This is a genomic window from Trinickia camelliae (assembly GCF_053525655.1).
Genome location: NZ_JBCHAA010000017.1, coordinates 63,994 through 76,585, shown reverse-complemented (window position 1 = coordinate 76,585; position 12,592 = coordinate 63,994). Strand labels below are relative to the sequence as shown.

Genomic DNA, 12,592 nt, shown 5'->3' with positions numbered 1-12,592 from the left:
CCGGCGCAAGGAAAAACCTGCGGTACGGTTTTTCGGCGTGCCGGCCCTTAGCTTCTTGAGGAAACTTTAAACATGATGGTTCTGTATTCCGGCACAACTTGCCCGTTCTCCCAGCGTTGCCGGCTGGTGCTGTTCGAAAAGGGCATGGACTTCGAGATCCGCGACGTCGACCTCTTCAACAAGCCCGAAGACATCGCGGTGATGAACCCGTATGGGCAGGTGCCGATTCTGGTCGAGCGCGACTTGATCCTGTACGAATCGAACATCATCAACGAGTACATCGACGAGCGCTTCCCGCACCCGCAGCTGATGCCGGCCGACCCGGTGCAGCGCGCCCGCGCGCGTCTGTTCCTGCTCAACTTCGAGAAAGAGCTGTTCGTTCATGTCGGCACGCTCGAAAACGAAAAGGGCAAGGCGGCCGAGAAGAATCACGAAAAGGCGCGCCTCGCGATTCGCGACCGCCTGACGCAACTCGCTCCGATCTTCCTGAAGAACAAGTACATGCTGGGCGAAGAGTTCTCGATGCTCGACGTCGCGATCGCGCCGCTCTTGTGGCGTCTGGATCACTACGGCATCGAACTGTCGAAGAACGCGGCGCCGCTGATGAAGTACGCCGAGCGCATTTTCAGCCGCCCGGCCTATATCGAAGCGCTGACGCCTTCGGAAAAGGTGATGCGCCGTTGAGATGGATTCGGAGCGGCCGCGCCGGCTTGGAACGGCGGCGCGCCGCTTCCGTGTGAGGACAGTTGATGCAAGAGATTTCCACGAAGCCTTATTTGCTGCGCGCGTTGTACGAGTGGTGCACGGATAACGGCTACACGCCGCACATCGCGGTGCGGGTCGACCAGAACACACGCGTTCCGCGCCAGTTCGTGCACAACGACGAGATCGTGCTGAACATCAGCTTCGAGGCGACGAGCCAGTTGCAGATGGGTAACGAGTGGGTCGAATTCAGCGCGCGCTTTTCCGGCAAGTCGCACAAGATCGAGGTGCAGGTGGCGAACGTGCTCGCGATCTATGCGCGCGAGAACGGGCAGGGGATGGCGTTTCCTGTTGAGCCGGCGGCGGCAGGCGCAGAGGCGCCGGGCGCGACGGCTGGGAAGCCTGCTGTTAGTGCTGCGCCGGCTGCGGCTTCGGTATCTTCCGAGCCTCCCGCAGCGACGGCCGAAGCCGAGACCGAAGGCGACGACGACGAACCGCCTACCGATGACGACGGACAAAAAGGCGGCGGCAGAGGCCACCTCAAGATCGTGAAATGAAGTAGAATCGCGGTCTCACGCCGGCTTAGCTCATCTGGTAGAGCAGTTGATTTGTAATCATCAGGTGGCGGGTTCGAGTCCTGCAGCCGGCACCAGTATTGAAGCGGGTCCCAGAGATGGGGCCCGCTTTTTTTTGATCTACAAAAGTATCGTTGTTCTACAAACCGTCAATTGATATCAGTCAACGCCAAGTCGTCGTCACTTACGGCGATGTTCGTCTCGTCCTCGTCATCGAAAGGCAACGTCCGTTGTTCCGCTGCAACAGCTTGCGCGAAATTCAACTCGCGATTACTGATGACCAGCTCCTCTTCCATCTTGTGAGCTTTGCTCGAATATCGAAAGACGTGCCGAAACTTGTAATGGTCGGAATACAGGAAATCGATAACCGCGTGTGAGTCGTAGCTCAGCACCCAATCGTAAGACGCATCAGCCAAGACACCAGCAAGCCTCTCGTGGTCTCCAAACCGATAATGATATCGGTAGAGTTTACGACCCTGCTCAAAGTACGGCGGGTCTACGTAGAAGAAACGGTTTTCATTATTCACGCTCTTCGCATCCTCTAATGCGTGAACAGCATCGCCAAAGAATACCGAAACGCGATCACCAAAGGATGATGCATCGCGAATTCGTTTCACTAAATCCGCTTTATTGAATCGACAGCTAATCGAGTAATCGCTAGTTTGGCTTTGCCCCCCAATTGGACCGGCGTGAATCACCCCCGAAAAATTGGTCCGATTGAAAAAAAGGCCCGCGAGCCCGAGTTGGACGATGTTGTTGTTATTAACGTCGTCTACGTTGCGGAGTACATCAAGCCGATGCCACGTATCAAGGGTAACCTCGACCGCAAGCACCGCGTCGATCAGCTCCTGACACCGATGGAAGACGCAATGCCAAAACGAAAATACCAACGGATCTCGCTCGAAAAACATCGCGCGCGATACCAGTTTTCGCTCAAGCAGTCCGAACGAAACCGCGCCGCTCCCAGCATACGGTTCAACAATTTCGCGGCCAACGAGGTCATTTCTTCGCGCGATTTCCGCAAAGAATTCGATTGAGCGCGCCTTGCTACCGGGATAGCGCAATGGATTGAGAAAGGGACTAGACATTCACTTGTGCAATTTTTCGAAACTTTACTAACTCTTTACTAACCCAAGCAACGATCTCCGGAAAATCGGTAATCCGTTCGATAGTTGCTTGCCCATTTAGTCGTTGGCCCAATCTAAGCCCTTTAAGAACTAGCCTCGGCAATACGTGGCGATGGTAAATATCCCCAAACTCACTCGTGAGTACAAGAAGCTTGTCTTTAACAGTTTCGCCCCGATTCGCGACTATGCAATAAGGGATGAATAGAGCCGCACGGTGCTGGGATGCAATTCCGGGCGCATCGAACCACGTATGATGGAATCGATCGATTGGACCACCCTTAATCGACTTCCCAGGCCAGTCATTGCCCGAAGCGACTTGCCCCAAAACATAGTGCTTCCCCGCAGCGCCGTCGGGACGATCCTGCCAACCGATCACGTCGATTTGCTCATCTTTGGGGCTACGAGACGCCCCTTTCGGTATCTGCCGGACTACTCGCCCTTCTCCGAAGCGACGATAGATAGATTGAAGCTTTGCCAGAAACCCCGTATTGTCAGGACGCGGAAAGCCAAACGAAAATGCATTTCCGGAAACAATCCCGGCGACAGCCAAAGTGGAGCACGCTTGGAAGTAATCCCGAACACGATTGGTAATCTTCGGTAAATAGTCGCCGCTAAACACTTCCCCTTGCTTCGTATGCGATAACAGCAGGCAAAGCAAGTAAGCATACATCCCTGCGTTGGGCTTCTCTTTAAGCTCCAAGCTGGCACCACTGCTACTAAGCGCGAAAGGATATGAAGTACCGAGACATCGGATTCTGTACTCGATCTCATTCATTGCGCTTTGGTAGAAGTCTTCTTCACCGCTCGATTTTTCCTCGAAGTCAGTCTCTTCGGTATTCCTTCGCGTATCGAAAATCCGCTGCAGCTCGGAAACACTAAAAGAAAGGTACTCGGACCCGATAACTCTAAGCTCTAGCCAATCGACAATAACCTGAGCATCACTATCCAGCGGAAGCGACGAAAGTGCCATAGTTTGGTTTTATCAACGTTTTTTAGATTTCGCTTGTGCCTCACGCGATGTGCCACCAGTGCGGCTTGAAATCGACCGCTGCGGGGATTTCGCGTTGCTCTCGGACATAAACTTGTAGATGAACTGCGCTTTCTGCAAAATATCCTCAGCAACGACCAAAATTTCCGGGTCGTGGTCGTACTTGGCAATCAGGCGCATTGCCGTGTCAAGTTTTGATTCTGCCAACACAAGTGCTTCGTTAAATTGACCAGCACCATCAATCTCGGCATACGAGACAGTTAGCGTAGCTCCGTTCCGTAGCTTGGTCAGTGCCCGACTATTAACTAGGCACATCCCCAATTTTCGCAGGTCCGGGTTTTGCGATTCGATCAATGACTTCTTGTCATCCGTTTTCGATCCGTAAAGGTAGAGCAGAGTTTCCTCAAGATTATCTAAATAATCCTTCTTGATAGGGGTGTCGGAAGGTGCAGCGTTCCAACCCGACTCAAGCCCAAGAAATTCTAGATACTCTTTTCTACCGAGAGCCGTATATAAATGTGAAAACGCAAATCGACCATTATTTGATCGATTTGAGATATCAAAAAGCTTCCTTTTTTGCGCCTGCTCAAGCACAAATATCGCACCGATGTAGTCGCGAATAGTGTTATTCGTGTCGCCGGTTTGAAAGGCAATTCGGTCGATCGTCAGTCCGCTACTACGTTCGCGTCGATACCAAGTCGCCACAAATTGCGCTTTGGCATATGCATCCCAGCGATGGGGGCCATTAATGTGCTTGAATCCAATAAAGGCTTCCGCGTCAGTCGCTTTCGCGACGCGATAGCACGTAACCGCTTCGAGGGATTTAAGAACATCCGCCGGGATCTTTTGGGGGACCGAAACCTTCGCTTTTTGGGCGAGTTGGCGGTCTTGCAGTACCTTGATAGCCGCAAGTCGACGGTTGCCTTCAAGCACGGTGAATGGCCCATTGTCCGGACCGATAACGATCAGAGGCTCTAGATCAAGATATTTATTCGTATAGATCGACGCCACCAACTCGTCCAGCGCGGCGATCTCACGGTACGCAGACACGATTGCAACATCGTCTACTGTCGAGTGTTCGTCCCCGGTCATCAGTCGCGGGTTGTCGCGATCAAACATCAAAAGACTCGTCGGAACGCGCTTTGTCTGGCCGATCTCGATTACGGCTTCCGCTTGGGGCTCGGTCTTACTTGCTTTTCGTCCTGAAGTCATTCGGGTAACCCATTAATTTGAAAGCGTTTTTTCTCGCTGGTTTACCGCAAAATTGTACCATGTACGTATTCTTTGAAGGAGCGCAATCGCTTGCCGGCGAGGCTCCCGCGATCAGCGTGTCGGTGTGATCTTGCGTCCCCGTTTTCGAACGTAGTGCTCGGTCATAGCGACGCTCCCATGACCGAGTAGCGCCTGAGCCTCCCGCAGATCGGTCGCGCTCTCTTTATCGGTTCCGGCCTTTGCCCGGAGATCACGGAACTGGAACGTCTCTTTGTCGATACCAGCCGCGTCACGCGCCCGATCGAATCGAAACCGCAAGGCCGAGCGTCCCAATGGCTTGCCGTCCTCGTCGACTATCAACCGGGTCGCACGCACTTTAAGGGTCGCCTTTCGCACGGCTATCCGGTCCAGCACAACAGCTAGTTCGCCTACAATTTCGATTCGCAACTGCGTGTGGGTCTTGTTCTGACGAATTGCTACGACTCCGCCGCGAAGATCTCGCTCGTCCAGCTTGAGTACATCCGCCGGCCTTTGTCCGGTTAGATACGCCACATCCATGGCGTCTCGGAGTGGGGCATCCGCCTTATCCCATAACGCGCGATAGAGTCCGTCGTCAACATAGACATCGCGCCCTGATTCCCTATGCTTACGAACGCCGGCGCATGGGTTAGGCTGGTCGGTAGCCCCCCATTCGCGAGCTTTGTTAAATATATGTGAAAACAACGCAATCTCACGATTCGCAGCAATCGGCGACTCCTTTCGCCAGTCGAGGTATCTCCGGATGTGAATAGGTTTGATTGCGTCGAGTGGCGCAGGCGGGCTGTCAAAAAACTGATACAGCCGCTCTAACTGCAGAAGGTTCGTGCGCTGAGTCTCCCGAGCCTTGGTTGGCAAAACCTCCGTCGTGTATCGCAGAGCCACGTGTCGAAAGGTAACAAGGCTTCGCGGATCTCGATTGCCCTGCTCAAGATCCGCATACAGCCTGAGCGCCTCCACAAAATCGCCACCCAACGCTTTCCATCGACGTGGCTTGCCACCCATGTCGTAGTAGTAATACGTCCGCCCCCGCAAGGTTTTCTTGACCCGCATCCGGGGCGGTAAATGGAGATTTTTGGTTGGTTTGCGCCCCACGGATCAATCCCCAAGTACCGAAGGACTCCAACTAGAGTGGGCACTATTCCCCACCCGCGCTACAACGTCCCCGCGCCCCTCGATAGCAGAGCGAGCAACTACGGCACGTCCACACGCATTGACAAAAAACGGTACACCCATTCTGCGAAGAGCCTCGATCTGCTTGGATTTGACTTTCCTGCCGGTAAGCACTGCTAACTCAAAGGGAGACAAAAACATATCCGTCATTTCAGGTCTCCCGGGTTGATAACCAAAAGCAACCTAAAGCCTCGTTCCAATACGTTTGGCACCGATCCAACGAGGATCCGACCTTGAGCGCTGCGGCGAATGCCGCCTTGATAGCGTCCACGGGGTTGTTCTCCAACAGGTGATCTATCGAGTGCTCTTCGGGTACGGCTATCCCGCGACTGGTCCAGTACCGCTTCTCGTTGACCGCGTGCTCGACAAAGTCCTTGGTCATGTACTTGCATAGATACGACGCAAGCTTGTGCCGCAGACCTTTCTCCCTGAACGGATTCCGCACGTCGATGTTTCCATTGTCTTGCCCAACTACGCTGCGCCAGATAGCCCGAAGAATTCGGTAGTTTTGCCGCCCCCTGACGGCGATATGCAAATGCCACGCACCGCGCTTCTGACGCTCAGCAACAGCCACGTAGTGGAAGTCGTAGAGTTTGCCGAGACGCCTGCGCAAAGCATCAAAATCCTTCTTAAGCCGCTGCTTGTCCGTCATGTTCTCGCGGTAGGTGAGGGTGATCATTCGGTCAGCGCCAATTGCCTTACAGCGGAGACGAACCTGCTTCTTCGCACGCTTTGCCGCATCCATCTGATTTTGCTCTGTGTTCTCGGACTCGCCACGCTTCGCGCGTGGCAAAGTGCTCAACCGTTGAGCACCCATATATCGATCGAAGCGCGTGGCAGTTACCTCTACCTGCCCGTCACCGAAATTGCGCCCGCGAATCACCCATTCCCGGCGAAACGCGGAGAAATCTCCTATACTCTCGTCGTGCATTGCAACTCGTCCTTGTAATGCTGTTGTACCGAGCCTCGAACCGCTGCAACGGTCGGGGCTTTTTCTTTTCTTGCCAAGTCAGACTATCAATTCGCCGCAGAAAGCCGGATGCCAAGTACCTCGCACCCCTGCGAGCCATCCCCTCAGAGCATCAATCGATTCAAAACGCCGAGCGCTGGCGCTGTCCAGCCCATTGCCCCGGAGCCCCAAATACGCCCAGTGGCGGTCAATGGGACAACGTTCAGAACTATCAAGCAGCACGAACGAACCGGCGACCACGTAACAGTCGCTGCCCTTTCGAAGCGCCATGACCGGAAGCACTCCCTCAGACGTAGTCAAAGTCAAACCACGCATCACACCGAGTAACACGCAATCGCTTGCGAATGAAACCTCGAACAGACCGCCCATCTTCTTTTGTCTCGCCTGTCCACACTGAGCCATCTCATCCCCGTTACGTTAAGTGTCCCTGATATAAATCTAGGCGCGCTTCGCGCGCCCGGCCGTCCGCGCTACCGCCGCGGCCCGCCGTCCGCCGAAGCGTGAGCGATGCTGACCCAGCGCCTTTTCGAGCGTGATGCTCCCGTCGCCACGCCGCGTCAGCACGACCTCATCGCGGACCTTAAAACCAAACAACCGAGTTAAACGAGGGCGCATGACGATCATCTGCCGCGCACCACGCGCAACCAAGACAACTGGCCTGCGCCCCACCCACACACGCTTCTTCCGCCCGTAGCCGAACGGCTGCTCGATGTACATGGTTGTTCTCCGCTGGAAAAATCGCATCTGTGTAGGCATGGGTTGCGCCGCCCTGCGGTCGACACAACCCATGCCTGAAGCGTATAGCCGTGTAGCTGGCGTCAAGGCCAAGCCCTTCGGGTCGCTATCGCGAGCCTTGACCCCAGCGCATGCGACTACATCCTTCTCGACGCTACGTTGGTTTGACGCGCTGAACCTGCAACACCAACAGCACTTCGGTGCGCTCCTTTGATGAGCTGCGACCGTCGAGGAAGTGAGGTAGCCAGCCCTCGTGATTTACCGCAGACGTGTCGGAGTCTTGCACCAGTCCGCCGAGCACGATCACCTCGCCGTCCTTCATGCTTACCGTCGTGGTCATTTCCCGCGTGTTTTTGGTCGGACTGTTGTTGACGCCGGTCGTCGTCGAAACGAACGAAGAAATCTGCTCATCGAGCCTCACCTCAATTGCACTATCGAGAACCGTTGGCTGCACTTGGAAGATCACGCCCGCGTCCTGATAATCGACAGACTGCACTGGCGTACCCGCCGCGCCCTGATAGCTGATCGAACCCAACGTTGGCACCTGCGAACCCACGTTCAGACTTACCTTCTCGCCTGACAGCACCCGAACGTGCGGGTTGCTAACCTCGTGGAAACGAGAGTCGGCTGACAGCGCCGAGATAGCCAAATTCAAAAAATGTGCGTCGAACGTAAGCGCCGTCCCGTCACCGCTGGTGGGTCCGTTCGATATGCCTAGCTGCCCATCGAGAACGTGCGCTGCAATCGAGAATGCAGAGTTTTTGGCATTGGTATCCGAGACCTCGTACACCCAACCATGCACTTCCACCTCGCCGGGCGCGGTGTCCAGTTCAGGTAGCACCTTCTTTAAATTTCGTATCTCCGATGGCGAGCCGTAAAACACTAAGTCGTCTGCCGATGCTACCGACGACGGTAGCCCTGCGGGACGGCCGCTGCGGGACATCGGTGTCTCCGCAGAGGGCCGAACAGCGGAGGCATCGACTGGCATCGCCGGCGCGCCAACAGTTGCGGTCGGTAGCGGCTGTGACTGAGAGAGCGAAGCGTCCTGCGCTGAATTCATCCGCCCGGCAAACAAGGGCTGGACGAGTTTTGCAAGATACGCAGCCGATCGATACCTAGGTCGGTAGACAAAAGTCTCTCGCTCGGCGTCGTTCTCATCGGCAGCGTACTTCCGGCTAACGAAGTCCACTCCATCTTTCGTTTCCACCTTGAACCCAAGTGAATCGAGAAACACCCGCACAAAACTGTGCAGATCGGCATTCTTCTCGTCATATTGGAACGACACCAATCGCGTGTCCTGTAAAACGTCCGAACTGATCACATGCGGTATGTGCATTGCATCGCCGTAGAGTAGGTCCACGAGCTGCCCAACATTGACAAACCGCAGATCAAACGCTCCGCCCTTAACCCTAGGCAATGGCGACAGCGGCACCGTTGGTGCAGCAGCGACAGGTAGCACTCCACCCGGCAATGGTGGAAGGGGAGGAGTAAGCTCCGCCGCACTCGCACAAGAGACCAACAGCAGTGCAGATGAGGTCAGCGCATCGATAAGCCTCATCTGGTTACCTCGCTGGCCATGTGAGGATCGTCACCGCCACCTGTCCACACCGCTACCCGTTGGCCATCCACCACGCCTTCGACACGAAGCGTGTCGCCGCGAAAACCATCGCTTGATTCACTACGGACGTGCCCGCGCTTATCGGAAAGGAGCACATAGCCGCGTCCGTCAATGGAATACTGACCAGACACCCGCCACACGTCAGACGGAGGCGCTTTCGAGTTCTCTGCCAAGGACGCGCTGCTCCCTTTAGCACCAGCGACCGAGGACGCTGCCGACCCTTTCGCACCTTTTCCGCCCATGCTTGTCGGAGCCATGTCTCGAAAGCCCTTCAACGCAAAAACTATCGCGGCGATCAGCGCGAGCGGCAACACAAACAGAGTCTTTGGAATGACCGCCTTCTGCTTCGTATGGACCTCTGCGCTGGTGTACAGCTGAAAAACCTTGCGCGGATACCCCCAACGCGTCTTTACGGCATCACGAAAGCCAGCGTTCGGATTGTGGCAATGGTCCCACTCGTACAACATCGCCTGTTTGAGTCCAAACAGTCGCCGCACATGAACGTGTCGCCCGACGAGGTCGCGTATCGTCTTGTTAAGCCTTTGCGGGTGTTGCGTAATGACGATGAAATCAACGCCCCTATGACGATGTTTGTGCAGCTCCTCGATATCAGGCGTGGGCTTCACGCTTACCGACACCGGAGGCCAGATTCGCTGAACTTCATCGACCACGATTAGGTCATGCTGCTGGCAGTGGTTGTGCCAAGTCCTCACCCAAGCCTCATCGACCAGCTCGTGATCGATGGCGAGGTCTTTGATTCCGTCCACCACGAGACGCCGGCCCGACGTCAGCTCTTTTTGCAGAAGCCAGACCGCGTAGAGCGTTTTTCCGCTCCCAGGTGTCCCCGTTATTAGCGTGATCATCGGATGAAGAATTTTTTAACGCTCGACGCCCCGGCCATTGCAACCCGCGCGCTAAACGCACCACCGATATATGACATGCCCTGAAAGAAGCCCCCAAGTGCAAGCAGGTTCATCAGGTCCGCAGGGAGTCCACCGACGGCAGACGAACACCACGACATGGCCTGATTCACCGCTAGGTCAATGCCAGACACCGTCAGCACACCTACGCCCAAAGCAATCAACGCCTGGACGATCAGCGGTTGAACTAGCGAAAGTAACCACGTGGCCCAGGTCATTGATTCACCTGCGCAGCAGCGGCCCGAACAATAGCTTTCCCGTCCTCGACGCTTCCTACGGTCGACTGCACAACTCCCCATGCCAAAACTGCAAACAAAATCGCACCTAACACGATCACGACAATTTTCATGACCTTATCCCCATAACGACGATCAACGCGGCACCCAAAGCACATAGAGCGAGCACGAGCGGCTGCAACTGACTCGCTAACGAACACAAAGGCGAGTAATCAAACACCAACGGAGCGCCCATAACGTTAACGGTGATCGGCGAAGGGCACTGTCCAGACGCCGGTCCGATTGACCACTGACTCATAGTCACGGACGCAGAACTGGTCGGGATCGGCGGGGCAGTCGGTGCAGTACCGAGCGACTGGCAAGCCGATGCCGTCGGATCGATTTGGCAGGGATTCGTCTCGGAGTCAGGCGTCGATGTGCCCGTCGGGCTGCTCGCCGGGTTTGTGCCTGTCGATGTGCTAGAACCGGGGGTGACCGTCGGTGAGATCGGCACCGCTGTCGTACCTACCGGCGCGGGTGCCGTAAGCAAGTCATTCCACGTCGCGGTCTCCGGAGCCGAGGCGACATCTTGCGCAGTAATAGGATCAGTGGCCGAGTACGGTTCCCCGTTGTACCCTGGCTGAAGCGACGCGTCCTGCCACAACTGATTCGCCATATCAGCCAATAATTGCTGTGGCGCAGGATCGGTCAACATCGAAGACGTAATGTCCGGCTGTATCGCTGAAAGCGTTCCGCTCTCTTGCTGCAGCGGAGGTGTGTAGTTCGGGTTCGAAACAGGGGCGCTTGACCTCACCACTGCCCCAAAGCTCGCAGAAGAAATTGTGACGGTGTCGTCGAGCGATCCGGCGGATTCAGGAGCCCAACTAGCGGAAGCATCCGAAAAGCCCTGCGCTCGGTAGTAGTCGACCCAAAAAGAGGCCACTTGCTGCGCGCAATCGCTGGCGCTGACACAACCAATTACGCCAGTTGCCCCCTGCATGCCTGATACGTAGTACTCCAGATAAGGCGGCAACGGAATCGCGCAACTCGTGTTTTCTACCGTCGGATCGCAATACGATGTGTAGCTGCCGGCCGGCGCGGGCGATCCGGAGTCCGTCGTGTCCGGGGTAGTTGGAGTCAACGATAGCGCCATCGGCATCGGCGAGCCGTCCGGCGTTTTTCCCGAAGACGCGCTCGACTGGCTCAACGTATAGAGCCCCCACGATACTGCTCCCACAGCGGCAAGCGCACCGACTCCTAAGGCAACCGTCAGCCAAACAGGGGCCCCCGCGATAGACGCCAGTGCGGTGAGCGCCGCACTCCCATACGACGCATTGTTTACGGCGTTGCCAATGTACTGTTCGGTAGCAACCATTGTCGCGTCGTTGGCCGCTACCGTGATGCCTCTCCGCGCCAGGTTCGACTCAACCGCCGAGGCGATCACCTCATTGATCGTTCCAGAGAACGCTTCTTCGAGTACTGGCACCGCCTGCGCCTGGGCAACGCGTTGCTGCTGTACGAGCAACGACAAAAGCGCGATGGCTAACACCCATTTTCGGAAGAGTTGCTTACGCATGATCACAAGAAAAGAATCAGGCCGACTGCCCAACAGGTCGCTACGACGACAGCGACACACTCGTAGTACCAAGTCATCTACGCCTCTCCGGAAGAGTCGAACTGATTCCTCAACGCACGAAAGCAATAAGCGGCTGCCATAACCGCTAGGACCGCTCCTCCGATATCGAGCCCTGTCACTTCGCCGCCCTCGACAGGCTGAACGCCCGACAACGTCGAAACTTGCAACACAAGCTGGCCTCCGTTCGAGTCCGTGCCGCAGTTCACTGATCGCCCCCCTTCCGTAACGTATGTCACTCCGGACAGCCCGGACGGCCCGCACACGACACCTGAAAACTGCACCCCCGATGCCTGCGCGAACACGGCCGACGTAGCCAGGAGCAGACATAAAGCAAGCACCACCCGCATACCCCACCCCCCCACTAGAAAAAAGGCGTCCGGTATCGCCCCGAACGCCTTCATCCAGCAAGCGCTAAACGCCCGGTGCTCAACGGCCGAGGAAGCCCTTAACCACGCGGTAGCCCCAGGCGCACACGACAACGGCAAGCACGGCAGCGCCGATGTCCTGCACGTTGCTCGTCACGCCGGTGATCGACGACACGATCGGCGCATCGTTAATCGTTCCCGTCGTGCCCGACGTTTGGGCAAACACCGAAGTGCTGGCAACAAGTGCTGCCGCACCCGTTGCGACAGCAAAACCATTGCGCTTCACTGCCGCTGCAGCACGTTTCATCATCTTCATACTC

The 12,592-nt window shown here is 56.1% G+C and carries 15 protein-coding genes and 1 tRNA gene; 3 read left to right on the top strand and 13 right to left on the bottom strand.

Going from position 1 to position 12,592, the window contains the following annotated elements; all coding sequences use genetic code 11:
* Window positions 1–72 precede the first annotated feature (72 nt).
* The 3 genes from AAHK20_RS25565 to AAHK20_RS25555 all read left to right on the top strand — a co-directional run bounded on the left by AAHK20_RS25565 (window position 73) and on the right by AAHK20_RS25555 (window position 1,354).
* Window positions 73–684, top strand: a complete 612-nt coding sequence (locus AAHK20_RS25565) for a glutathione S-transferase N-terminal domain-containing protein (RefSeq protein ID WP_006052302.1) — start codon at window positions 73–75, stop codon at window positions 682–684.
* A 65-nt stretch (window positions 685–749) separates the two neighbouring features.
* Window positions 750–1,259, top strand: coding sequence for a ClpXP protease specificity-enhancing factor (locus AAHK20_RS25560; protein WP_449184292.1), 510 nt, complete (start codon window positions 750–752; stop codon window positions 1,257–1,259).
* Window positions 1,260–1,278: 19 nt separating this feature from the next.
* Window positions 1,279–1,354: transfer RNA gene (locus AAHK20_RS25555), tRNA-Thr, on the top strand.
* A 72-nt stretch (window positions 1,355–1,426) separates the two neighbouring features.
* Here AAHK20_RS25555 and AAHK20_RS25550 read toward each other — a convergent pair.
* The 13 genes from AAHK20_RS25550 to AAHK20_RS25490 form a co-directional block, all read right to left on the bottom strand.
* Complete coding sequence (locus AAHK20_RS25550) at window positions 1,427–2,365, bottom strand: DNA adenine methylase (protein WP_449184291.1); 939 nt, start codon at window positions 2,363–2,365, stop codon at window positions 1,427–1,429.
* A complete protein-coding gene (locus AAHK20_RS25545) occupies window positions 2,358–3,374 on the bottom strand; it encodes a hypothetical protein (protein WP_449184290.1) in 1,017 nt (338 codons plus the stop codon). The genes AAHK20_RS25550 and AAHK20_RS25545 overlap by 8 nt, the downstream gene beginning before the upstream one ends.
* A gap of 12 nt (window positions 3,375–3,386) precedes the next feature.
* A complete protein-coding gene (locus AAHK20_RS25540) occupies window positions 3,387–4,511 on the bottom strand; it encodes a ParB/Srx family N-terminal domain-containing protein (protein ID WP_449184289.1) in 1,125 nt (374 codons plus the stop codon).
* A gap of 204 nt (window positions 4,512–4,715) precedes the next feature.
* Window positions 4,716–5,735: a tyrosine-type recombinase/integrase gene (locus AAHK20_RS25535; protein ID WP_449184288.1), complete on the bottom strand. Its 1,020-nt coding sequence runs from the start codon at window positions 5,733–5,735 to the stop codon at window positions 4,716–4,718.
* A gap of 3 nt (window positions 5,736–5,738) precedes the next feature.
* Window positions 5,739–5,954, bottom strand: a complete 216-nt coding sequence (locus AAHK20_RS25530) for a DUF4224 domain-containing protein (RefSeq protein WP_449184374.1) — start codon at window positions 5,952–5,954, stop codon at window positions 5,739–5,741.
* 10 nt (window positions 5,955–5,964) lie between these two features.
* A complete protein-coding gene (locus AAHK20_RS25525) occupies window positions 5,965–6,744 on the bottom strand; it encodes a rolling circle replication-associated protein (protein ID WP_449184287.1) in 780 nt (259 codons plus the stop codon).
* 477 nt (window positions 6,745–7,221) lie between these two features.
* Window positions 7,222–7,500 (bottom strand): hypothetical protein, encoded by a 279-nt coding sequence (locus AAHK20_RS25520; protein WP_449184286.1) that lies wholly within the window; start codon window positions 7,498–7,500, stop codon window positions 7,222–7,224.
* 172 nt (window positions 7,501–7,672) lie between these two features.
* Entirely contained in the window at window positions 7,673–9,076 is a 1,404-nt protein-coding gene (locus AAHK20_RS25515) for a type II secretion system protein GspD (RefSeq protein ID WP_449184285.1), read from the bottom strand.
* Window positions 9,073–9,999, bottom strand: a complete 927-nt coding sequence (locus AAHK20_RS25510) for a zonular occludens toxin domain-containing protein (RefSeq protein WP_449184284.1) — start codon at window positions 9,997–9,999, stop codon at window positions 9,073–9,075. The genes AAHK20_RS25515 and AAHK20_RS25510 overlap by 4 nt, the downstream gene beginning before the upstream one ends.
* On the bottom strand, window positions 9,996–10,274 hold the full coding sequence (locus AAHK20_RS25505) for a DUF2523 domain-containing protein (RefSeq protein WP_449184283.1): 279 nt from the start codon (window positions 10,272–10,274) through the stop codon (window positions 9,996–9,998). Before AAHK20_RS25505 ends, AAHK20_RS25510 begins: the two co-directional genes overlap by 4 nt.
* Window positions 10,271–10,405 (bottom strand): hypothetical protein, encoded by a 135-nt coding sequence (locus AAHK20_RS25500; RefSeq protein ID WP_449184282.1) that lies wholly within the window; start codon window positions 10,403–10,405, stop codon window positions 10,271–10,273. The genes AAHK20_RS25505 and AAHK20_RS25500 overlap by 4 nt, the downstream gene beginning before the upstream one ends.
* Window positions 10,402–11,847, bottom strand: coding sequence for a virulence factor TspB C-terminal domain-related protein (locus AAHK20_RS25495; protein WP_449184281.1), 1,446 nt, complete (start codon window positions 11,845–11,847; stop codon window positions 10,402–10,404). The genes AAHK20_RS25500 and AAHK20_RS25495 overlap by 4 nt, the downstream gene beginning before the upstream one ends.
* 486 nt (window positions 11,848–12,333) lie before the next feature.
* Window positions 12,334–12,588 (bottom strand): major capsid protein, encoded by a 255-nt coding sequence (locus AAHK20_RS25490; protein WP_449184280.1) that lies wholly within the window; start codon window positions 12,586–12,588, stop codon window positions 12,334–12,336.
* Between the last annotated feature and the right edge of the window lie 4 nt (window positions 12,589–12,592).